The organism is Achromobacter deleyi (genome assembly GCF_013116765.2).
GTDB lineage: Bacteria > Pseudomonadota > Gammaproteobacteria > Burkholderiales > Burkholderiaceae_B > Achromobacter > Achromobacter deleyi_A.
The window spans coordinates 2527575-2548917 of the sequence record NZ_CP074375.1 but is presented as its reverse complement, the minus strand read 5'-3'; the positions used below and the strand labels follow the sequence as shown (position 1 = coordinate 2548917).

The window sequence follows — 21343 nt, the reverse complement described above, 5'->3', positions numbered from 1 at the left end:
CCGATTTCTGCAATAGGCGCGTCAGGCGCGCGCCGCGTCCGGGCCGGGAACCAGGCGCATGTGCCGGTGGCGCCAGAGCCGGGTCTGGATCTCCACGCGGACGTCCAGCGTCGCGCGCAACGCCGCCAGCACCGTGTCGATGTCATTGACCGGGAAGGAGCCCGACAGCCGGAGGCCGGCGACGGCGGGGTCGCAGGACAGCGTGTCGCGGGAATAACGGCCTAGCTCGGCAATGAAGTCGTCCAGGCGCATGCTGCGCGCCACGATGAAGCCGTCTTTCCAGGCAAGGCGGCCCTCCTCGGCGGCGGCGGGTGCACCGATGCCATGCGCCGAGTAGTTGACGCGGCGGCCTGCCGGCAGGGTAAGCGCATGGCCGGCGTCCTGGCGCGGTTCGATCTGGACGGCGCCCTGGTACACGCTGACCTCGGTGGTCTCGCCCAGCAGGCGCACGGTGTATTCGGTGCCCAGCGCGCGCGCGGTGCCGTGGGCGGTCTCCACCAGGAACGGACGCGTTGCCGGCCCCGCTTCGTGCGCGGTGACGATCAGGATTTCGCCCGCGATGAGCGCTACCCGCCGCTCCGTCGCGCTGAAGCGGACGTCGATCGCGCTGCCTGTGTTGAGGATCAGCCGGGTGCCGTCCGGCAAGGTGAAATGACGGCGTTCGCCGACGCCTGTGCGATGGTCGGACGTCCATTCGCGCCAGGGCGTGTATTCCCGCATGCTCCAGCTTGCGCTGCTGGCGAACGCCAGGATGCCCAGCGCCTTGAGGGCGCGGCGCCGAAGAGGGGAGGCGGGCGCGGCCAGTGTTGCCTGAGCGATGGCGGAACTGGCCGGGGAGGCGAGCGGCTGCAGGGTGCCGCGGACGGATTCGATCCGCAGCCAGGCCCGTTCGTGGTCCGGGTGCGCGGCACGCCAATGAGCCCATTCCCGCAGCGTCTCCGGCGGCACGGCGTCGCCCTGCAATTCCACCAGCCACTCCAGGGCGCGTTGCGCGACGGCCGGGGAAAGGCCGGAGGCATCGCGGGTGGTTCTATACCAGGGCGAGGCGGACAAGATTCGGGTCAGCCGGTGAAGGAGAGGTCGGCAAAGCAGCAGCGTTGCAGGGCTTTGACGATGTAGCGCTTGACGGTGGGGATGGAGACGCCCAGCGCATCGGCCACCTGGGCATGCGTCAGGCCTTCCAATTGCGACATCAGGAAGGCGCGCCGCACGGCGGCGGGCAGGCCATCGAGCAGCCGGTCCAGTTCCAGCAGGGTCTCCAGCACGATGGCCCGGTCTTCGGGCGACCAGCTCACGGGTTGCGGCGCCTGGGCCAGGGCTTCCAGATAGGCGCGTTCCAGTTTCTCGCGGCGCCAGTGGTTGGACACGAGATGCTGCGCCACGGTAGTGAGGAAGGCGCGCGGTTCGGAAAGCGAGGGGGGGACGCGGTCGCTGCTGAGCAGGCGGATGAACGTGTCGTGGGCCAGGTCCTCGGCCTGGGCGGCGTTGCCCAGGCGTCGGCGCAACCAGCCCCTGAGCCAGGAGTGGTGGTCGCTATAGAGCGTTTCGATGGACGTGGGGAAGACGCATCCCGGCGTACTCAAGATCCAACCTTTTGATCAGGCCGCCGGCGCCTGACAGGTTGGCGCGGGACAACTGCTCATGCAAATTACGGAAATAGTAATTGTTATTATTACCGAATTCGGCTGGGGCTTGTCAAATTGTTGCTGCGCGGCGCGGGGAAGCCTCACGGTGCAGCGGCTTGGGCCAGATAGGCGCCGTTGGTCTGGCCGAACGCTTGCTGCGAGGCCAGGTACGCGTCGCGGGAGGGCAGCAGGTGATCCCGGCAGACGGCCATCAGCGCATTGCGATCGCCGTCGCGCAGCGCCTGGATCATGGTCCAGTGCTCCTGGCGCGCGCGTTCGCGGTGGCCGGCGGCCACCAGCGACCCGAACCGGATCGGGTGGGTGCGGCGGGCGTATTCCTCGATGGCCTGGCCCAGCACGGCGTTGTCCAGCAATGCGAAGAATTCATGGTGAAAGCGCTGGTTGCTGCGGAACACGCGGCGCGCGTCGCCGTCGGCCACCGCCGCGTCGTGCTCGCGCTGCACCGCCACCAGCGCCGCCAGCCGGGCCTCGGGCACGGGCAGCGGCATCTGGCGGGCGGCGTGCACTTCCAGCACCTCGCGCAACGCGTACAGTTCCATCACTTCACGCACGGAAAACGCGCGCACCACCGCACCGATGTTGCGCTTTTTTTCCACCACGCCCAGCAGTTCAAGCTCGGCCAGCACCTGCCGCACCGCGTGGCGCTTCATGCCGAAGCGAGCCATCAGCTCATCCTCGGTCAGGCGTTCGCGCGGATGCAGCCGGCCGAAGACGATGTCTTCTTCCAGCGTGGCCACGGCAGTCTGCGTGGCGTCGGGGGCTTGTTCCTGCAAGGCGTCGGGCGTGATGGCGTTCATGGTGAAAAGCGGCGGCTCACTTCTTGGGTACGGTGTCGTTCGTGACGCCGGCGCGCAGGAAGTCGAAGTCCACGCCCTGATCGGCCTGCGTCACGGTCTGCAGGAACAGCTTGCGATAGCCGCGCTCGGCGGTGGGGCGGGTGATCGGCTTGGCCGCGGCGCGGCGCGCCAGTTCGGCGTCGTCGACCAGCAGCGCGATTTCCCGCTGGGCCACCGACAGGCGGATGCGGTCGCCGTTCTGCACATAGGCCAGCGGTCCGCCTATGGCGGCCTCGGGCGTGACGTGCAGCACGATGGTGCCGGCGGCGGTGCCGCTCATGCGGCCGTCCGAGATGCGGACCATGTCCTTGACGCCCGCGCGCGCCAGCTTCTTGGGAATGGGCATGTAGCCGGCTTCGGGCATGCCGGGCGCGCCGGTCGGGCCGATGCGCTTGAGCACCAGGATGTCGTCGGCGGTCACGTCCAGCGCATCGTCGTCGATGCGCAGCGCCATGTCCTCGGCGTCTTCGAACACCACGGCGCGGCCTTCATGCTCCATCAGCTTGGGGTTGGCGGCCGACTGCTTGATGATGGCGCCGCCGGGCGCCAGGTTGCCGCGCAGCACGGCCAGCCCGCCCACCGGATAGATGGGCGCGGCGGCGGTGCGGATCACGTCCTGCTTGAACGGGGCGGGCGCCGCGTCCAGCTCTTCGCCCAGGCTGCGGCCCGACACCGTCAGGGCATCCAGGTGCAGGAAGGGGCGCAGTTCGCGCAGCAGGGCGGGCATGCCGCCCGCGTCATGGAAGTCTTCCATGTAGTGCTGGCCCGAAGGCTTCAGGTCCACCAGCACCGGCGTTTCGCGGCTGATGCGGTCCAGGCCCGCCAGGTCGATGTCGATGCCCAGGCGGCCGGCGATGGCGGTCAGATGCACGATGCCGTTAGTGGATCCGCCGATGGCCAGCAGCACGCGCAAGGCGTTTTCGATGGACTTGCCGGTCAGGATGAGATCGGGCGTCAGCCGGGAAGCGGCCATGGCGACGGCGGTCGCGCCGGTCCTTTCCGCCACGCGCACGCGGTCGGCGGTGACGGCGGGGGCGGACGCGCCGCCCGCCACCATCATGCCCAGGGCTTCGGTGATGCAGGCCATGGTGCTGGCGGTGCCCATGACGGAACAGGTGCCCACGCTGGCGACCAGCTGGTTGTTCACGTCGGCGATTTCGGGCGCGTCGATCTCGTCGGCGCGGTAGCGGCCCCAGTAGCGGCGGCAGTCGGTGCAGGCGCCGACGCGTTCGCCGCGGTGCGAGCCGGTCAGCATCGAACCCGTGACGAGCTGGATGGCGGGCACGCCGGCGGATGCCGCGCCCATCAGCTGCGCCGGCACGGTTTTGTCGCAACCGCCGATCAGCACGACGGCATCCATGGGCTGGGCGCGGATCATCTCCTCGGTGTCCATGGACATGAGGTTGCGCAGGTACATGCTGGTGGGCTGCGAGAAGCTCTCGTGCACCGAGATGGTGGGGAAGTCCATCGGCAGGCCGCCGGCCAGCATGACGCCGCGCTTGACCGCTTCGATCAGCTGTGGCGCATTGCCGTGGCAGGGGTTGTAGCTGCTGCCGGTGTTGACGATGCCGATGATGGGACGGGCCAGCGCGTCATCGGAGAGGCCGGCTCCCTTGATGAAGGCCTTGCGCAGGAACAGCGAGAAGCCCTTGTCGCCGTAGTTCGTCAGCCCGCGGGCCACGCCTTGCGCGGTGGCGCTGTCGCTGTCAAAGGGGCCCTTGGCGGGCTGGTCGCCCTTCATCTCGTCCGTCATTTTCAGTCCCGATAATATTATTGATAATCCTGGGACGACATCATATCCAGCCCTTGCCGGTGCCAGCAAGCGGTTTATCGGCCTTGTCTTATTGATCTGTTTTTAAGATCAGTCGATAGAAAAATGTTGATTCTTCAATCAAGCACGCGCTCCTACACTGGCGCCGTTGACGATCCGGGCGTCCGTCCATTCCTATACTCATCCCGGCTGGAGAGACCTACATGTCAGACCTGCGTCTGCAGCCGCGCCGTGCCGTGCTGTTATCCCTGCTGGCCCTGTGCGCCGGCGTGTCCGCTCCGGCGTTCTCCGCCGACGCCTATCCCGACAAACCCATCCGCCTGATCGTGCCGTATCCGCCCGGAGGCGCGACCGACGTGATCGGCCGCGTGCTGGCGCAGGAACTGACGGGCGCGCTGGGCCAGACCGTGGTCGTCGAGAACCGCGCCGGCGCCGCGGGCAACATCGGCGCCGACCAGGTCGCCAAGGCGCAGCCCGATGGCTACACCTTGCTGATGGGCGCGCTGACCAGCCATTCCATCAACGCCGCGCTGTACCGCGGCCGCGTCACCTATGACGTGGAGAAGAGCTTTGCGCCGGTGTCCATCGTGGGCACGGTGCCGCTGGTGTTCGTCGTGAACCCCTCGGTCGAGGCGAAGACGCTGTCCGAATTCATCGCGCTGGCCAAATCCAAGCCCGGCTACATGACCATGGCCTCGGCCGGCAACGGTTCGCCCCAGCATCTGGCCGGCGAAATGTTCAAGCGCACGGCCGGCGTCGATGTCCTGCACGTGCCCTACAAGGGCAGCGGCCCCGCCATGACCGACCTGATGGGCGGCCAGGTGCTCAGCATGATCGAGACCGTGCCCGCGTCGCAGGGCAACATCAAGGCCGGCAAGCTGCGCGCGCTGGCGGTGACCTCGCCCCAGCGCGTCGATGCATTGCCGGATGTGCCGACGGCGGCCGAGGCCGGGCTGAAGGACTTCGAGGTCAGCTCGATGTTCGGCATCGTGGCGCCCGCCAAGACGCCGGCGCCGGTGATCGACCGTCTCAACGGCGAGCTCAAGAAGATCCTGGCCAAGCCGGAAGTGAAGGCTTCGCTGTTGAACCAGGGCGCCATCGCCACATGGACCACGCCGGCGGACGCCAGCGCCCGTGTCTCGGCCGAGCTGGCCCGCTGGACCAAGGTGATCGACGAGGCCGGGGTCAAGGGCGACTGATACGCCGTCCCCGCGCGCGGTCTGCGCCATTTACGCCACACGCCGGAAATTCGTCAGGAATTTCCGGCGTTTTTGTTTAGGCGCGATATGAAAAAAAACGAAATAAAAAAAACGCGGGCCGAGATTTACGCGCACGAAACCTGGTCGTATTGCAAAGATTTACAACACGAACGTGAGTGGCTATGCAATAAACCGCAATACAGGTTTTCGGATGCTCAACAATGTGGTTGACCCCAAATTAAGTAGATCGTAATGTCCCTTGCGGGCCATCTTAGGACGGCGGGGGGGATACCAATGACTGAGAACCAGGACGAAAAAGCGATCCTGCACACGCATTTCGGTACGCATAGCCCATATTGGCGATTGTCCGCCGATAGCGATGCCATTGAACTGGCCGCGGTCAAGGGCGCGACCAATATCGCGATGGCTTTGCGCCCGGACCAGGCGGACACCATCCGCGGGCTGACCGGCATCACGTCCAGCGTGCGGATCGATATTTCGCTGTATGGCGACTTGCTCCGCCTGCATCTGGTGGGCCGCAAGATCAATCCCAATGAATGGGCCGGCACCGCGTCTGCCCATACCGATACCGAATCCGTCGCCAAGGATCTGGTCGAAGGCCTGTCGTTCGCCGAGACCGTGGTGTCGGAGGCCAACTCGGTCATTGTCATCGTCGACCAGAACGGCCGGGTGCAGCGCTTCAACAAGCTCAGCGAGGAATACACCGGCAAGCGCGAACAGGACATCGTGGGCCGCAGCGTCTTCGAGATGTTCATGACGCGGGAGGAGGCCATCGCCTCCCGGCGCAATATCGCCGAGTTCTACAAGCGCGGGCAGTCCTATGAAGTCGAGCGCCTGATCAATACGGTCAAGGGCCCCCGGCTGTTCCTGTTCCGCAACAAGTTCGTCACCAGCGGCAGCGGCGAGAAGCGCGTCTACCTGATCTGCTCGGGCACCGACATCACCGAAGAGCGCCAGGCGCAGGAACGCCTGCGGGTGCTGGCCAATACCGACATGCTGACCAACCTGCCGAACCGCCACGCGATCACCTCGCGGCTGAAGGCGGCGCTGGCGGCGGGGCGGGAAGGGCGCGGCGGCGTGCTGTTCCTGGACCTGGACAACTTCAAGCGCATCAACGATCACTACGGCCACGGCTTTGGCGACCGCCTGCTCAAGGCGGTGGCGGTCGCCATTTCCACCTGCCTGTCCGAGGGCCAGACCCTGGCCCGCCTGGGCGGCGACGAGTTCATCGTCCTGCAGGAGGAAGCGCAGGCCTGGCAGCTGGAAGCCACCGCGGAACGCATCATCGAACGGCTGCGCGAGCCCTTCCGCCAAGGCCTGATCGAGGTCTACACCAGCTGCTCCATCGGCATCGCCATGTACCCAGACCATGGCGCGGACCTGGACAGCGTGGTGCGCAGCGCCGACATCGCGATGTATGTGGCCAAGGAAGCAGGACGGCACACCTACCGCGTGTTCCAGCACGAGATGGACCGCCGCAATGCGGATTACGTCTGGCTGGACACCAACCTGCGCAAGGCCCTGGCCGAAAACCACCTGATGCTGTACTACCAGCCCAAGCTTGCCGGCCGCACCGGCGAGGTCGACGGGGTGGAAGCCCTGGTGCGCTGGCGTTCTCCGGAACGCGGCATGGTCGGGCCCAACGTCTTCATTCCCTACGCCGAAGAATCGGGCCTGATTTCGCCGCTGGGCGTCTGGGTCATGCGCGAAGCCGCCAGGCAGGCGGCGGCCTGGAAGCGCGACGGCCTGAACATCCGCATCGCGATCAACATGTCGGCCCGCCAGCTGGACGACAAGGGCGTGGTCAGCGAATTCATGCGGGCCATCAACGATGCCAGCCTCGATCCCTGCCTGCTGGACATAGAACTGACCGAGAGCTGCCTGATCGACGACGAAGACGCCGCCATCGAACTGATCAAGCAGTTCCGCCAGCTTGGCGCGCGCGTCCACCTCGATGACTTCGGGACGGGCTACTCCTCGCTGTCGCAGCTGGCGCGCATTCCGCTGGACACGATCAAGCTGGACGCCAGTTTCGTGCGCGGCGTGAACGAAAATCCGGTGTCGCAGGCGCTTGCGCGCGCCATCGTCGCCGTGGCGCGCACGCTGGAACTCAAGGTGATCGCCGAAGGGGTGGAAACGCCGGAAGAGGCGGCGTTCCTGGACACCCTGGGCGTGGACGCCAAGCAAGGCTTTCTCTACGCCAAGCCCATGCCCGCCGAGGAGTTCGCCGCCTGGCTGGCGCAACGCCGCCGGCTGCATCTGATTGCCTGACGCAGCCGGCCGCGCGCCGGCGGATCAGTGCATCGTGGCCTCTTCGGTGGCCTCGGTGCTGACCGCGCTGCGGCGATTTTGCGCCATCACCAGCCGTTCCATGTAGGCGCGGTCCTTCGGGTCGATGGAGAACGCCGCTTCGACCCAGTCCTCGGTGATATCCATCAGCTCGGAGCGCGACAGGCTCAGCACGCGCTGGCGCGCGCGCAGCATGGCGCGCATGCCGTTGAGCTTGGGCCGCATCACGTCGATGAAGGTGCGGGTGGCCTTGTAGGCGTCGCCCGGCTCGAACAGTACGTCGACCAGGCCCTTGGCATGGAACCATTCGGCGGTATGCGATTCGCCCGTGGCGATCAGTTCCTCGGCCAGCTTCATGCCGGAACGGCGCGCGACCAGCGAGTAGCCGCCCATGCCGGGGAACAGGTTGAACGCCATCTCGGGAAAGCCCATGCGCGCATTGGTCTGTGCCAGCACGAAGTGGTGGGCCAGGGCGGCTTCGAAGCCGCCGCCCAGCGCGGTGCCTTCGATCATGGCCAGCGAAATGGCGCCGGTGTCAAAGCCGCGCGTGGCGGCATGCACGCAATCGACGCAAGCCCGGGCATAGGCCCGCAGCGCTTCGCGCTTGCCCGTGCGGATGGATTCGGCGAAAAAGTTGAGATCGCCGCCCACGTTGTAGATCTGCGGCACCAGCGAGCCCGTGACCCAGAAGTCGATCGGCAGGCCGGAATCCTTGGCGGCGCGGGCCAGGGTCATGATTTCGTCGATCAGTTCATGATTAAAGCAGGGCCGCGGTTGCGCGCGCAGCATCATCCACATAACTCGGCGTCCCTCCTCATAAAACGCGGAGATCTGCTTCAGATTGCCTGCTGCGGTGAAGGGGTGGCAGTCCGGATGAATGAGTTGATTCATTGCTTTAGTCCAATCGATCAAGGTGAGTCGGAGTACTGCCGGGTCAGCCTAATACAGACCTTCCGGCTGTCGTCTCATGCAAACCTCGTCCAACTGGCCAGACTTGTCCGTAAGTCAAAGGTCCGATTCAGCAATGCAGGAATCCGAAGATTGGAATTGGCGTATCACCCCATCAGTCGATGCAGGCATGGGTAGAACGGATGAGGGCCTCAGCAAATCCGCGCCGCTCGGGGCAGCGCGAGGCAAGCGCGCGAAAGCGCGCAACTCATGCGTTGGGATGAATGGGCTGACGCGGCGGACCGGAGATTCCGATGCGCCGCGTGCCGCGGAAGTCGGCGTTGAACGCCTGTTACGTGGACTCAGGCGATGCCGCCGTTGGCGCGCAGGACCTGGCCGTTGACCCAGCCGCTGTCCGGCCCCGCCAGGAACGACACGACGCCGGAGATGTCCTCGGGCTGGCCCAGGCGTTCCAGCGGCGGCATCTTGGCGTAGTGCTCGATCAGCTCGGGGCTCTTGCCATTGAGGAACAGCGCGGTGGCGACGGGGCCGGGGGCCACGGCGTTGACCGTGATGCGGCGGCCGCGCAGTTCTTTGGCGAAGACCTGGGTGAAGCTCTCGACCGCGGCCTTGCTGGCGATGTAGATGGCGTAGCCCGGCAGGTTCAGCGCGACCGTGGTGCTGGACACGTTTACGATGCTGCCGCCATCGGCCAGACGGGCGCTGGCCTCGCGCAGCGTGTGGAAGGTGCCGCGCGTGTTGATGTCGAAGGTCTGGTCGTAGAGTTCGTCGCTGCTTTCGGCCAGGGGCTGCACCTTCAGGATGCCGGCGCTGTTGACCAGCACGTCGATCCGGCCCAGCCCGGCTTCCACGGCGTCGAACATGGCGCGCACTTCCGCCGCCTTCGAGACGTCGGCGCGCACCGCGATGGCGCGCCCGCCTGCCTGGCGGATCTCGTCGGCCAGGGCGTCGGCCTCGGCCGCGCTGGAGGCGTAGTTGATGCCAACGGCAAATCCGTCGCGGGCCAGGCGGCGCACGATGGCGGCGCCTATGCCTCGGGATCCGCCGGTGACGAGGGCCGTGCGTTGAGTCGCTTGGGTGTTCATGGTTTATCCGTCCGGTGAGTGGGTGAGACGAATGATCGACTATTCCACGAAAAAGATAATTACCTAGAAATTGCTAAGATAATTTCATTTGCATTAATAATTGGCGGAACAAGATGGATCGTTTCCAGGAAATGCGGGTGTTCGTGCGCATCGCGGAGCGGGGCAGTTTTTCCAAGGCGTCGGAAGACCTGCGGATTCCCCGGGCTACGGTCACCAACCTGATCAAGCGCATGGAGTCGCGGCTGGGCGCGCGCCTGCTGGAGCGCACCACGCGCCAGGTGCGGCTGACGCACGACGGCGAAGCGCACTACCGGCGCTGCGTGCGCCTGCTGGCGGACCTGGAAGAGGCCGACGGCGCGTTCCTGAACACGGCGCCCAAGGGACTGCTGCGCGTCAATGCGCAAGGCACGCTGGCCAGGTTCTTTGTCATGCCGGGGCTGCCGGGCTTTCTGGAACGCTACCCGGACATCGTGCTGCACCTGGGCGAAGACGACCGCCTGGTGGATCTGGTCCGGGAAGGAGTGGACTGCGTGCTGCGCACGGGCACCCTGCAGGACTCCACGCTGGCGGGCCGGCAGATTGCGCTGATGCCGCAGGTGACGGTGGCCAGTCCCGCCTATCTGGCGCGCTTTGGCGTGCCCGCCAGCCTGGAGGACCTGGAAGGCCACCAGGCGGTGGACTACCTGTCCACTGCCACGGGCAGCGTCATTCCGCTGGATTTCATGGTGGATGGGCGCAATGTCCTGGTACGCCCGCGCTCGGTCGTGAGCGTGACGGGGGCCGAGCTGTACACCAGCGCCGCGCTGGCCGGCCTGGGGCTGGTGCAGGTGCCGCGCTACCGGGTGGAACGGGAACTGGCGGCGGGCCACCTCAGGATCGTGCTGCCCCACGCGCCGCCCGCGCCCATGCCGGTGTCGGTGCTGTATCCGCAGAACCGGCAGGTGTCGGCGCGGGTGCGTGTCTTCACACAGTGGCTGGCCGGGATACTCGGCGCAGCCTTCGATCAGACGATGCCGGTCAGGTAGAAGACCGCTATCACCAGGAACACCGACATCGTCGAGATCAGGGTGATGGCGAAGATGTCGCCGTAGGACTGACGGTGCGTCAGGCCGGTCACGGCCAGCAGCGTGATGACCGCGCCGTTGTGCGGCAGCGTGTCCATGCCCCCGCTGGCCATGGCGGCGACCCGATGCAGCACCTCCATGGGTATGCCGGCGGCCAGGGCGCCGTCGATGAAGGTCTGCGACATCGCCGCCAGCGCGATGCTCATGCCGCCCGAGGCCGAACCCGTGATGCCCGCCAGCGTCGTCACCGCAACCGCTTCCCCCACCAGCGGATCGGGGATGGCCTTCAAGGCCTGCGCCACCAGCAGGAAGCCCGGCAGCGCGGCGATGACGCCGCCGAAACCGTATTCCGCCGCCGTGTTCATGGAGGCCAGCAGGGCGCCGGACACGGCGCTCTTGCTGCCTTCGGCGAAGTGCGCCTTGATGGCGCGAAACGAAAACAGCAGGATGGTGAAGATGCCCGCGATCAGCGCGCCCATCACGGCCCACAGCGCCACCTGCTCCTCGGCGTTGACGGCCATGGGCTGGGCAAGGCCGGGCAGGTCCACTTCCGAACCCGCCGGATACCAGCCCGGTATCCAGCGCGTCAGCAGGAAGTTCATGACGCCCACCACCACCAGCGGCAGCAGCGCGATCAGCGGGTGATGGTCGCGTTCGCTGGGCGGCGTGGCCGGTTCGTTGCGCAGTTCCGTGCCGTAGGTTTCGCCCGCGGCGGCCGCGCGCCTGCGCCGCCATTCCAGGTAGGCGATGCCGGTGCTCAGCGTGAATGCCGCGCCGATCAGGCCCAGCCAGGGCGCGGCCCAGGTGGTGGTCTCGAAGAACGTGGTGGGGATGATGTTCTGGATCTGCGGGGTGCCCGGCAGGGCGGTCATGGTGAAGGTGAAGGCGCCCAGCGCGATCGCCCCTGGCATCAGCCGCTTTGGAATGCCGCCCTGGCGGAACATTTCGGCGGCAAACGGGTACACCGCGAACACCACCACGAACAGCGACACGCCGCCGTAGGTCAGCACCGCGCATACCAGCACGATGGCCACGATGGCGCGCTCGGCGCCGATCATGCGCAGCACCGCCTGCACGATGGCGCGCGAGAATCCGGACAACTCGATCAGCTTGCCGAACACCGCGCCCAGGAGGAACACGGGAAAGTAGAGCTTGGCGAAGCCCGCCATGCGCTCCATGAAAATGCCTGAAAACACCGGCGCCAGCGCCGACGGGTCGGTCAGCAGCACCGCGCCCATGGCCGCGATGGGTGCGCAAAGAATCACGCTGTAGCCTCGGTACGCCGCCAGCATCAGAAACGCCAGCGCCGCCACCACGATGATCAATCCGGTCATTCGATGCTCCGTGAATGAAGAGATAAGGGGTGAGGGGCTACACCTTAACGCATCAAGCCGGCGCCATCTTTCCACAGGGGCGGGATCAGCGGTCCAGCAGCGCTTGCGCCTGGCTGGCGATGTCCAGGTCGATCGCGGCATCGTCGCCGTCGCCCATGTACCACGCGGCCGACAAGCCGCACCAGGCCACGATCCATCGCAGCAGCCGGCGGCGGTCCAGGCCGGACCGGGCGACGATGATGTCCAGCCGCCGCTCGAAGCGTCCCGGCACGATGGCCACGGGCGGCTCGGGGTCGGACAGGTCGGGGTTGCAGAAGATGTTGGCGTAATCGAAGGCGCGCTCGCCCTGCAGGCGCTTGGGATCTATCACCAGCCAGCCGCGCTCGCCAAAGTCCAGGACGTTGTCGTGATGGACATCGCCGTGCAGCACGGTCATGTCCTGCGGATCGTCCAGCAAGTCGCGGGCATGGCGCGCGCTGTGCGCGAGGATGCCGCCGCGCGCCCGCGCCATCGGCCACAGTTCGGTGAACCATTCCTCCAGCGGACGCAGGGCGGGCAGCGGCTTGTCCCGGGGCGCATGCAGTTCCTTCAGCACGGCGCAGAGGATGCGGGTGGCCTCGTCGTCGCGGCCGGTGCGCGCATAGTGGGCCAGCGAGCGCGTGCCCGTGGCGCGTTCCAGCAGGATGGCGTCGCTGTCGTGCGCCAGCACTCGCGCGGCGCCCTGGCCGTCCCACCAGCTCATCAGCACGCCGCCTTGCTTTTCGTCTTCTTCGGTCGACACCTTGAGCATGGCGGGCGCGCCTTCATGCAGGACGGGCAGCAGCTGCGCCGCGTGGGTGATGATCGGCGCGCCGTCGGGCGCGAGGTTCCAGCGGCTGAGGTAAGCGTCGAACATGAGGGGAGGCGCGGAGCATTCCGGTTGCGGGGCAGTGTATATAGTAGGGCCTGCGCCGGCGCAGGCTGGTGTGAAAGGAGGAGTCATGGACGAGCAGAAACCCGACCACGCGCATTGGACGGCGGTGGCGGACCAGTGGATCGCGTGGGCGGGCGCGCCGGGACACGATGCGTTCTGGGCATATCGCGACGGCTTCGTGAGCTATCTGGGCGCGGGCTCGGGCCGGGCGCTGGAAATCGGCTGCGGAGAAGGGCGCATCAGCCGTGAAGTGCGGGCGCTGGGCTATCAGGTCACCGCCACCGATGCCGTGGCCGCCATGGTGGACGCCGCAAGCGCCGCGCGGTCCGCGGACGCCTACGCGGTTGCGCCGGCAGCAGCGCTGCCGTTCGCCGACGGGGCGTTCGACCTGGTGATCGCATACAACGTGCTGATGGACGTGGACGACGTGCCGGCCGCGCTGCGCGAAGCCCGGCGCGTGCTTGCGCCCGGCGGCACGTTGTTCGTCTCCATCGTGCATCCCTTCCGCGACCGGGGCCGCTTCGCGGACAAGTCCGCCGGCGCGCCCTTCATTGTCGAGGGCACGTACTACGGCCGCGAGCATTTCGACGGCGTGGAATCGCGCGACGGCCTGAGCATGCATTTCGCCGGCTGGTCGCTGCCCTTGCAGGACTACATGGCGGCGCTGGAGTCAGCAGGCCTGGCGATCGTGTCGCTGCGCGAGCCGCAGCCGGACGCCGCAAGCACCGAGCAGTTGCGGCAGTGGTCGCGCATGCCGATGTTCCTGTGGATCAAGGCGCGCGCGCTGCCCGCCGGGCAACCGCGTGTTCCGGAAGAAAAGCCGTGATCGCCGCCGCCAGGATATTGCCAGCGGCGGCCGCGATGATAGGCAGCGCGTAGCTGCCGCCCAGGTCATAGGCGTAGCCCGCCGCGACCGGTCCGATCAGGGTGCCGAACGCCACGCTCGTGTACAGCATGCCGATGATGCCGCTGACATGGCGTCCGCCGAAGTAATCCATGACCACGGCAGGCAGCAGCGCCACCCAGCCGCCATAGAACACCCCAAACGCCAGGGCAAACAGCGCCAGCGTCCAGAACTGGCCGGATGCGCCCCAGAGCGCCAGCGTGGCCGCCATCCCGCCGTACATGGCCGCAAGCGATGCGCGCCTGCCCAGGCGGTCCGCCAGCGGGCCCAGGCAGAACCGGCCGGCCGTGCTGCCTGCGCCTATCGTGCCGAGCAGCAGCACGGCCAGGCCCGGTCTGACGCCCTGGTCCAGCGCGTAGGGCATGAGATGCACGAACGGCACGAACACGCCGAAAGCGCAGACCAGGCAGGCCAGGTACAGCAGGACAAAGGCCTTGCTGCGGATGGCTGCGCGCACGGGGATGCCCGCGGGCGCCGGCGAGGTTGCGGACGGGGGCGGCAGCGGCGCGCCGTCAGGCGCCAGGCCCCGGTCCAGCGGCGAGTTCTCCAACCACCGCGAGGCGGCAGCCCCCATTACCGCCACGCCCGCGGCCAGCGCCAGATAGGCGGTCCGCCATCCCCACTGGTCTATCAGCGCCGAAGCCAGGGGCGGCACGAGCAGCGTGCCCACCCCTATGCCGCTGACCGCCAGCCCTGATGCAAGCGCGCGCCGCCGCTGGAACCAGCGCTGCACCGCGCCCACCACCGGCACATAGGAACACCCCACGCCCAATCCCACCCCCAGGCCATAGGCCAGGTATATCTGCGTCATGCTCTGCGCCGCGCCGGCCAGCAGCAGGCCCAGCGCCAGCAGCAGCATCCCGGCCAGCGCCAGGCGGCGCGATCCGTAACGGTCCGCCAAAGGCCCGCTGATCACGCCAAATCCGAAGTAAAGGAACCCCGCCAGCGAAAACACCAGCGACACGGCGCCGCGCGAGGCGCCGAAATCGCGCTGCAGGGCTTCGACGAAGGCGCTGAAGGAATACGCGCTGCCGAACCCCAGCAAGGTGATGACGAAGGCGGCGGCCACCACGAACCATCCATGAAAGATCCTGGCGAACCGGGGCTGCGCGGCGGCCTGTTGCGTGCGCATCCTCATTCCCCTTTGCCTGGCGCGGGCCTGCGCAGATGCCAGCGCGTGGCGGCCTGGAACGCGGCGCCCAGGTGCAACAGCGTGGTCTCGCCCAGATGGCCCGCCACCAGCTGCAGGCCCATCGGCATGCCGGCGTCGCACTGGCCCGCCGGCAGCGTCAGGCAGGGATGCCCCGTCATGTCGAACACGCAGGTGTAGCGTTGCAGCGCCGCGATCAGTCCGGGCTGATCGCCCAGCGTGCTGATGGCGCGCAAGGTCAGCGGCGGCATCGGCTGCACCGGCGTCAGCAGGGCGTCGATGCCGGTGAACAGGGCATCGACCTTTCCGCGCAGGGCCATGCGGCGCAGCAGGAGGCGCTGATAGTCCATGCCGGACAAGGCGTGGCCCGCATCGAGCACCGCCGCCAGCACCGGGCCATACTCCGCGTGGCGGGCAGGGTAGGTGTCCGCATGCGCCACCGCGGCCTCCACGGCGCAGTTCGGCGCCCAGTCGCGAACCGCCTGTTCACCCTCGGCAATGGGAAAGCGCGCCGGGACCAGCGTCGCGCCCAGCTCCTGGAATGTCTGCGCGGCGGCCGCCAGCATGCGTTGGGTCTGTGCGTCTACGTCGGTACGGTTCCAGTCCGGATCGACGCCGATCCGCAGGCCGTGGAGGGAGCCGGCGGCCAGCTCGGCGTAGCGCGGCACCGGCGCCTGCAATGCGGTCGGGTCCAGCGGGTCGGCGCCCGCCATGGCTTCCAGCATGACGGCCGCGTCGCGCACGCTGCGCGCGATGACGCCGATGTGATCCAGCGAGGCCGCCAGTTCCACCGTGCCATGCCGGCTGACGCGGCCCCAGGTCGGCTTGATGCCGGTCAGTCCGGTGGCGGCGCAAGGCCAGCGGACAGATCCGCCCGTATCGGACGCCGTCGCCGCAAAGCACAGGCCAGCCGCCGTCGCCACGGCGGATCCGCTGGACGAGATGCCGGTCCAGTAGCCGGCGTTCCACGGATTGCACGGGGGCTGGACGGCCGGATGGTGGTCGGAGTACGCCCCTTCCGTCATCTGCAGCTGCCCCAGCAGCACCGCGCCTGCGTCGCGCAAGCGCCGGACGACGGTGGCGTCATGATCCGCGGGCGCGCCGCGCAGGATGGTCGTGCCGGCCGCCGCTGGCACGCCTTCCCGCCGGCACAGGTCCTTCAGCGCTATCGGAATGCCGTGCAGCGGGCCGCGGTAGTGTCCGCCGCGTATCTCCGTTTCGGCGGCCTGCGCCGCTTGCAGCGCCAGGGCCGCCGTCACGCAGGCGTAGCTGCGCAGGGCGCCGTCCCGGACCTCGATGCGCCGCAGCTGGGCGCGCGTGATCTCCACGGGTGAAATATCGCCCGACTTGATCAGCGCGGCGATCTCGGTCAGGTCACGGTCCAGGAAGGCGTCTGCGGCGAGAGTATCGAGCTTGATGTCATTCATATAGTTGAACTATTCTGATTGAAAGTGGATTCCCAGAGATGGCTCCAAAGTTAATGGGATAGGTCGGATTCAACAAACCCGGTTTTCTATCTTGTTCAGATTAGTAAAACTATATTGAAGTCCTGCGGAAACCCAGCCTTATGTCAGCGCCAAGACTACCGCCGCTCAATGCGCTGCGCGCGTTCGACGCAGCCGCCCGCCACCAGTCCATGAAGGCCGCGGCGGAAGAACTGTGCGTGACGCCGGGCGCGGTCAGCCAGTTGATCAAGACGCTGGAGCAGCACCTGGGCGTGCCGCTCTTCGTGCGCGTGAACCGGGGCATCCTGCTGACCGATGCCGGCAAGCACTACCTGCCGCCCATCCGCAATGCGTTTCGCCAGATACTGGACGCCTCGGCCCGCGTCGCGGCGCCGCCGGCAAGCCGCGTGCTCACCGTGGGCACGACCGCCTTCTTCGCGTCGGCCTGGCTGATTCCTCGCCTGAACGACTTTCACGCGCGCCACCCCGACATCGACCTGCAGATCGTCACCAGCAATGCGCTGACGGATTTCACTCGCGATGGCGTGGACATCGCCATCCGGCACGGACTGGGCCGCTACCCGGGCTTGCAGAGCGAACACTTGTTGACGGTGGAAGTCGTGCCGGTCGCGTCGGCCGGCCTGGTTGCTACGCTGGGCATGCCCGGCGGCGCGCAGGACCTGTTGCGCTGGCCGCGCGTGCACGACGAAGGCCGCAAGGGCTGGCAGCTCTGGTTCGCGGCGCAGGGCGTGGAGGACGCAGGCATGCCAAGAGGTCCGGCCTTCGACGATGGCAGCCTGCTTCTGAAGGCGGTCGCGGCCGGGCAGGGCATGGGTCTGCTGCCGGCGGCTATGGTTGAAGACGAACTTGCGGCGGGGCGGCTGGTCAGGCTGGCCGACGATGCCTGGCTGGAGGAATTCGGCTACTACCTGGTGTGGCCGGGCAGGGGGCCGATGAAGGACAAGGTTCAGGCCTTGCGCGACTGGCTGCGCGCGCGCGGCGCCTGAACAGGCCTAGGCCGCCGTCAGCGCCGCGGCCTTGCGCGCCAGTTCCGCCACCCCGAAGCTGGTGGCGAGCGCATGGCCTTCCAGGTCCGCAAGCGCCACCCATCGCGCGTCCCGCGCATCGTCGCCGGCTACTGGCTCGCCGGACTGCCAGCGGCACAGCACCGCGATCAGGATGAAGTGGCGGCGCAGCGCGCCCGCGTCGTCGCGGTCGAACACGTCGACCGCATCGAACACATGCAGCGGCTCGGCGACCACGGCGGTTTCTTCCAGCAGCTCCCGCGCGGTCGCGGCCAGGATGGGCTCGCCCGCGTCGATCTTGCCGCCGGGAAAGGCCCAGCAGTTTTCATCCGGCGGGTTGGCGCGGCGCACCAGCAGCACGTGGCCATCGCGGATGACGGCGGCAATGGTGGCGGCGATGGGGCGGGGGGCGGGGGTGGTCATTCTGGTTTCCTGGCATGGGCGCAGCCTGCAAGGCTACGCCTGTCCCGCGTTAGCGCAAATCCCCGTAGTGCCGCACCCGGCCGCTGGGGCACACTGTCCACCGCGCCAGGACGAGCGCATCAGACCAAGACGAGGGGTTGCAGCATGGACACGCCGGACCGGCAGTTACGCTATTTTGTGCGGATCGCGGAACTCAAATCGCTGTCGCGCGCGGCCGAGGACCTGGACCAGACGCAATCCGGCCTGAGCCGGCAGCTGGCCGCGCTGGAAGCGCACGTGGGCAAGCCGCTGTTCATCCGCACCGGGCGGGGGGTGGAACTGACGGAGGCGGGCGTGCGCCTGCTGGAGGGCATCCAGCCGGCCTACCAGAGCATCGACCGCGTGCTCGAAGCCGTGCGCCAGCGCGAGGGCGTGACGCAGGGCACGGTGCGGCTGGCTACCGTGCATACGCTCAGCTACTACTTCATGGCCGAGGTCGTGGCCAGCTTTGTCAGCAGCCATGAACATGTGAACCTGTCCGTCATGGGCCGCAGTTCCCCGGAAGTGGTGTCGCTGGTGGAAAGCGGCAAGGCGGACGTCGGCTTTGTCTATGACGCGGCCGTGGCCTCGGACAACCTGGCGTCGACCACCTTGTTCGACGACGAGATGTGCCTGATCGTGCGGCGCGACGTGCCGCTGATGGACAACGTGGACCTGGCCGGCATGGATCTGCGCCTGGTGGGATTTCCTTCCCACTACGCGCTGCGCAAGATGATCCACAGCGCGGGCCTGGAGCCCGAGTTCGTGGCCGAGGCCGAGACCATCGACGCCATGCTCAAGCTGGTTTCCTCGGGGGTGGGCGCCTGTATCTTGCCGTCCCGCATTCCCGACAAACTGTTGACGGACTATGAACTGCGTAAGGTCCGCATCCGCAGCCCTGTCCTGCGGCGGCGCGTGGTGGCCATCACGCAGGCCCACCGGCAGCCGCTGCCGCTGGTGGGCGAACTGCTGGCTTGCGCGCGCCGCATCGCGGCGCACTAGCGGCCCGGACGGACAGGCCCGGGGCGGCGGCTCCGAATAGCTGCTATGACCCTGGCTGCATGGCTTGATCGGGCGGCCGTTTCCATACTGTCCACACCTCGCGCGGCATCAGCCGGCGCCGTTGGCGGGGAACAGACAAGGGGAAACCATGAACACCGCACTACGCGAGAAATCGTATTTCGATACCCGCGCCACGCAGGAGATGGCGCTGCACTTGCGCGCCGTGCCGCGCAGCATTCAGGAAACCATGGCCTACGCCTGCCGCATCCTGGCCATGACCGGGCAGGAGGCCGGGCTGGCAGGACAGATCAGCGTGCGTTCGGAGCGCCCCGGCGCCTACTGGACCTTGCGCTTCGGCCTGGGCTTTGACGAGGCGACCCCGGCGGACTTCATCGAGGTCGACCGCGACCTGCATACGCTGACGGGCGGGGGCATGGCCAATCCGGCAACGCGCTTTCACCTGTGGGTCTACGAGGCGCGGCCCGACGTGCAGTCCATCATCCACACGCACTCGCCCTGGGCGTCCGCCCTGGCAGCCGCCCGGCAACCGCTTGTGATCTCGCAGATGGACATGACGCCGCTGCACGACGACTGTGCCTTCCTGGGCGAGTGGCCCGGCGTGCCGATCGCGGACCAGGAGGGCGTGATCATCTCCGAGGCGCTCGGCCGCAAGCGCGCCATCATCCTGGCGCATCACGGCTACCTGACGGCGGGCGGCTCCTGCGAAGAGGCGACCTATCTGTCGGTCTACTTGGAGCGCGCCGCGCGCATGCAGATCCGCGCGCAGGCGTTCGGGCCGTTGACCCCGGTGGACGACGCGCTCGCGCGCGAGGCGCATGACTATCTGCTCAAGCCTTCCATCGTCCGCGCGACGTTCAATTATTGGGCCCGCCAGACGCACGGCATTGCGCCGTTGCCGCTGCCCGCCGCCTGATTCCGCGTCCTTCCTTGTTCAGACATTTTTTTGGGGAGTCACGATGATGACGACCAAGCCTGCGGCTGCGCGCTCGCGCCGCGAATATGTGACGGCCGGCCTGGCCAGCATGATGGGCACCACGATCGAGTGGTATGACTTTTTCCTGTACGGCACGGCCGCCGCGCTGATTTTCAACAAGATATTCTTTCCCTCGTTCGATCCGCTGACCGGCACGCTGGCGGCATTCGCCACCTACTCGGTGGGATTCTTCGCCCGGCCGCTGGGCGGTGTGATCTTCGGCCACTATGGCGACAAGATAGGCCGCAAGTCCATGCTGCTGATCACATTGCTGCTGATGGGCGTGCCCACCATCCTGATCGGGCTGATCCCGTCGTATGAGCAGATCGGATACTGGGCCGCCGTGCTGCTGGTGTTGATGCGTTTTCTGCAAGGCATCGCGGTGGGCGGAGAGTGGGGCGGGGCGGTGCTGATGGCGGTGGAGCATGCGCCCGAGGGCAAGAAGGGCTTCTTCGGCAGCCTGCCGCAGGCCGGCGTGGCGCCGGGGCTGATTCTGTCATCCCTGGCGATGGGCGCCGTGGCGGCGTTGCCCGAAGCCGACATGCTGGCGTGGGGCTGGCGCCTGCCGTTCCTGGCCAGCGTGGTCCTGCTGCTGGTGGGCTGGTTCATCCGGGTCAAGGTGGCCGAATCGCCGGACTTCGAGCAGATGCAAAAGAAGGGCGCCAAGGTCGAAGTGCCCGTGGCCGAGGTGCTGAAGAAGCATCGCCGCGCTCTGCTGGTGGTGGTGGGCGCCCGGCTGGCCGAAGTGACCTGGTTCTACACGGTGGTGACGTTCTCGCTGGCCTATGCCACGGGCACCCTGGGCATCCCGCGCTCGGTCATGCTGGACGCCACGATCTGGGGCGCCGCCGTCGCGCTGTTCACCATGCCGCTGTTCGGCATCCTGGGCGACCGGATCGGCCACAAGTGGGTGTTCATGGCGGGCACCGTGGGCATCCTGGTGTGCGCTCCCGTGTTCTTCCATCTGCTGGGCACGGGCGACAAGGCCTGGATCATCGTGGCGGTCTGCCTGGCGGTGGGGCTGGTCTACGCCTGCCTGTACGGGCCGGAGGGCACACTGTTTTCCAGCCAGTTTCCTGCCCACGTTCGCTATACCGGCATTTCGCTGGCGGTGCAGGTGTCCGGCGCCATCGGCGGGGGGCTGGCGCCCATCGTGGCGACCTGGCTGCTGGCCAAGGGCGGGGGCGACCCGAAATACGTGGTCTGGTATCTGAGCATCCTGGGTGTGATTGCCTTGTTCAGCGCCTGGCGCATGCGGGACGAGACCGCCTCTCACCCGGCGCTGCGCGCGCCGGTGGCCGCGCGCACCTGAGGA

At 67.4% G+C, this 21343-nt stretch carries 19 protein-coding genes; 8 read left to right on the top strand and 11 right to left on the bottom strand.

All coding sequences use genetic code 11. From position 1 onward, the window contains the following. Positions 1–21: 21 nt before the first annotated feature. The 4 genes from HLG70_RS11390 to HLG70_RS11375 all read right to left on the bottom strand — a co-directional run bounded on the left by HLG70_RS11390 (position 22) and on the right by HLG70_RS11375 (position 4235). Positions 22–1053: a FecR domain-containing protein gene (locus tag HLG70_RS11390; RefSeq protein WP_171664506.1), complete on the bottom strand. Its 1032-nt coding sequence runs from the start codon at positions 1051–1053 to the stop codon at positions 22–24. Between the two features lie 8 nt (positions 1054–1061). Next, positions 1062–1583, bottom strand: coding sequence for a sigma-70 family RNA polymerase sigma factor (locus tag HLG70_RS11385; protein ID WP_171664505.1), 522 nt, complete (start codon positions 1581–1583; stop codon positions 1062–1064). Between the two features lie 143 nt (positions 1584–1726). Continuing rightward, positions 1727–2443, bottom strand: a complete 717-nt coding sequence (locus tag HLG70_RS11380; RefSeq protein ID WP_171664504.1) for a GntR family transcriptional regulator — start codon at positions 2441–2443, stop codon at positions 1727–1729. A 16-nt stretch (positions 2444–2459) separates the two neighbouring features. Beyond that, positions 2460–4235 (bottom strand): IlvD/Edd family dehydratase, encoded by a 1776-nt coding sequence (locus tag HLG70_RS11375; protein ID WP_234103063.1) that lies wholly within the window; start codon positions 4233–4235, stop codon positions 2460–2462. A gap of 221 nt (positions 4236–4456) precedes the next feature. Between HLG70_RS11375 and HLG70_RS11370 the strand changes: the two genes are divergently transcribed. Both HLG70_RS11370 and pdeR read left to right on the top strand, forming a co-directional pair. Further along, positions 4457–5452 carry a Bug family tripartite tricarboxylate transporter substrate binding protein gene (locus HLG70_RS11370; RefSeq protein ID WP_171664503.1) on the top strand — a complete coding sequence of 332 codons (996 nt, stop codon included), beginning with the start codon at positions 4457–4459 and terminating at the stop codon, positions 5450–5452. Between the two features lie 294 nt (positions 5453–5746). Continuing rightward, positions 5747–7744, top strand: coding sequence for a cyclic di-GMP phosphodiesterase (gene pdeR, locus HLG70_RS11365; protein ID WP_171664502.1), 1998 nt, complete (start codon positions 5747–5749; stop codon positions 7742–7744). A gap of 24 nt (positions 7745–7768) precedes the next feature. On the opposite strand, the gene HLG70_RS11360 is transcribed toward pdeR, so the two are convergent. Beyond that, positions 7769–8653 (bottom strand): crotonase/enoyl-CoA hydratase family protein, encoded by an 885-nt coding sequence (locus tag HLG70_RS11360; protein ID WP_171664501.1) that lies wholly within the window; start codon positions 8651–8653, stop codon positions 7769–7771. Between the two features lie 359 nt (positions 8654–9012). Beyond that, a complete protein-coding gene (locus tag HLG70_RS11355) occupies positions 9013–9756 on the bottom strand; it encodes an SDR family oxidoreductase (RefSeq protein WP_171664500.1) in 744 nt (247 codons plus the stop codon). Positions 9757–9869: 113 nt separating this feature from the next. On the opposite strand from HLG70_RS11355, the gene HLG70_RS11350 reads away from it, so the two are divergent. After that, positions 9870–10781, top strand: a complete 912-nt coding sequence (locus HLG70_RS11350) for a LysR family transcriptional regulator (protein ID WP_171664499.1) — start codon at positions 9870–9872, stop codon at positions 10779–10781. On the opposite strand, the gene HLG70_RS11345 is transcribed toward HLG70_RS11350, so the two are convergent. Next, positions 10760–12154 (bottom strand): GntP family permease, encoded by a 1395-nt coding sequence (locus tag HLG70_RS11345; protein ID WP_171664498.1) that lies wholly within the window; start codon positions 12152–12154, stop codon positions 10760–10762. The two genes, HLG70_RS11350 and HLG70_RS11345, sit on opposite strands and share 22 nt — an antisense overlap. A gap of 85 nt (positions 12155–12239) precedes the next feature. Next, on the bottom strand, positions 12240–13049 hold the full coding sequence (locus tag HLG70_RS11340; RefSeq protein ID WP_171664497.1) for an aminoglycoside phosphotransferase family protein: 810 nt from the start codon (positions 13047–13049) through the stop codon (positions 12240–12242). An 85-nt stretch (positions 13050–13134) separates the two neighbouring features. On the opposite strand from HLG70_RS11340, the gene HLG70_RS11335 reads away from it, so the two are divergent. Further along, positions 13135–13893, top strand: a complete 759-nt coding sequence (locus HLG70_RS11335) for a class I SAM-dependent methyltransferase (RefSeq protein ID WP_171664496.1) — start codon at positions 13135–13137, stop codon at positions 13891–13893. Here HLG70_RS11335 and HLG70_RS11330 read toward each other — a convergent pair. Together HLG70_RS11330 and HLG70_RS11325 are read right to left on the bottom strand one after the other, a co-directional pair. Further along, positions 13838–15103 carry an MFS transporter gene (locus tag HLG70_RS11330; RefSeq protein WP_171664495.1) on the bottom strand — a complete coding sequence of 422 codons (1266 nt, stop codon included), beginning with the start codon at positions 15101–15103 and terminating at the stop codon, positions 13838–13840. The two genes, HLG70_RS11335 and HLG70_RS11330, sit on opposite strands and share 56 nt — an antisense overlap. Before the next feature lie 2 nt (positions 15104–15105). Continuing rightward, positions 15106–16548: an amidase gene (locus HLG70_RS11325; protein ID WP_171664494.1), complete on the bottom strand. Its 1443-nt coding sequence runs from the start codon at positions 16546–16548 to the stop codon at positions 15106–15108. Positions 16549–16688: 140 nt separating this feature from the next. Between HLG70_RS11325 and gcvA the strand changes: the two genes are divergently transcribed. Further along, a complete protein-coding gene (gcvA, locus tag HLG70_RS11320; protein WP_171664493.1) occupies positions 16689–17573 on the top strand; it encodes a transcriptional regulator GcvA in 885 nt (294 codons plus the stop codon). A gap of 6 nt (positions 17574–17579) precedes the next feature. Here gcvA and HLG70_RS11315 read toward each other — a convergent pair whose 3' ends face one another. Then, positions 17580–18014, bottom strand: a complete 435-nt coding sequence (locus tag HLG70_RS11315) for an NUDIX hydrolase (protein ID WP_171664492.1) — start codon at positions 18012–18014, stop codon at positions 17580–17582. Between the two features lie 144 nt (positions 18015–18158). On the opposite strand from HLG70_RS11315, the gene HLG70_RS11310 reads away from it, so the two are divergent. The 3 genes from HLG70_RS11310 to HLG70_RS11300 all read left to right on the top strand — a co-directional run bounded on the left by HLG70_RS11310 (position 18159) and on the right by HLG70_RS11300 (position 21340). Further along, positions 18159–19034 carry a LysR family transcriptional regulator gene (locus HLG70_RS11310; protein ID WP_171664491.1) on the top strand — a complete coding sequence of 292 codons (876 nt, stop codon included), beginning with the start codon at positions 18159–18161 and terminating at the stop codon, positions 19032–19034. Positions 19035–19182: 148 nt separating this feature from the next. After that, a complete protein-coding gene (locus tag HLG70_RS11305) occupies positions 19183–19968 on the top strand; it encodes an aldolase (protein WP_171664490.1) in 786 nt (261 codons plus the stop codon). A gap of 43 nt (positions 19969–20011) precedes the next feature. Continuing rightward, on the top strand, positions 20012–21340 hold the full coding sequence (locus tag HLG70_RS11300) for an MFS transporter (RefSeq protein WP_171664489.1): 1329 nt from the start codon (positions 20012–20014) through the stop codon (positions 21338–21340). The last annotated feature ends 3 nt before the right edge of the window (positions 21341–21343 follow it).

Coding starts and splice junctions, on each gene's coding strand:
- HLG70_RS11375 (WP_234103063.1), bottom strand. CDS start 4,235: ATGACGGACGAGATGAAGGGCGACCAGCCCGCCAAGGGCCCCTTTGAC.
- gcvA (WP_171664493.1), top strand. CDS start 16,689: ATGTCAGCGCCAAGACTACCGCCGCTCAATGCGCTGCGCGCGTTCGAC.
- HLG70_RS11310 (WP_171664491.1), top strand. CDS start 18,159: ATGGACACGCCGGACCGGCAGTTACGCTATTTTGTGCGGATCGCGGAA.
- HLG70_RS11380 (WP_171664504.1), bottom strand. CDS start 2,443: ATGAACGCCATCACGCCCGACGCCTTGCAGGAACAAGCCCCCGACGCC.
- HLG70_RS11355 (WP_171664500.1), bottom strand. CDS start 9,756: ATGAACACCCAAGCGACTCAACGCACGGCCCTCGTCACCGGCGGATCC.
- HLG70_RS11340 (WP_171664497.1), bottom strand. CDS start 13,049: ATGTTCGACGCTTACCTCAGCCGCTGGAACCTCGCGCCCGACGGCGCG.
- pdeR (WP_171664502.1), top strand. CDS start 5,747: ATGACTGAGAACCAGGACGAAAAAGCGATCCTGCACACGCATTTCGGT.
- HLG70_RS11370 (WP_171664503.1), top strand. CDS start 4,457: ATGTCAGACCTGCGTCTGCAGCCGCGCCGTGCCGTGCTGTTATCCCTG.
- HLG70_RS11345 (WP_171664498.1), bottom strand. CDS start 12,154: ATGACCGGATTGATCATCGTGGTGGCGGCGCTGGCGTTTCTGATGCTG.
- HLG70_RS11360 (WP_171664501.1), bottom strand. CDS start 8,653: ATGAATCAACTCATTCATCCGGACTGCCACCCCTTCACCGCAGCAGGC.
- HLG70_RS11305 (WP_171664490.1), top strand. CDS start 19,183: ATGAACACCGCACTACGCGAGAAATCGTATTTCGATACCCGCGCCACG.
- HLG70_RS11330 (WP_171664495.1), bottom strand. CDS start 15,103: ATGCGCACGCAACAGGCCGCCGCGCAGCCCCGGTTCGCCAGGATCTTT.
- HLG70_RS11300 (WP_171664489.1), top strand. CDS start 20,012: ATGATGACGACCAAGCCTGCGGCTGCGCGCTCGCGCCGCGAATATGTG.
- HLG70_RS11350 (WP_171664499.1), top strand. CDS start 9,870: ATGGATCGTTTCCAGGAAATGCGGGTGTTCGTGCGCATCGCGGAGCGG.
- HLG70_RS11315 (WP_171664492.1), bottom strand. CDS start 18,014: ATGACCACCCCCGCCCCCCGCCCCATCGCCGCCACCATTGCCGCCGTC.
- HLG70_RS11335 (WP_171664496.1), top strand. CDS start 13,135: ATGGACGAGCAGAAACCCGACCACGCGCATTGGACGGCGGTGGCGGAC.
- HLG70_RS11325 (WP_171664494.1), bottom strand. CDS start 16,548: ATGAATGACATCAAGCTCGATACTCTCGCCGCAGACGCCTTCCTGGAC.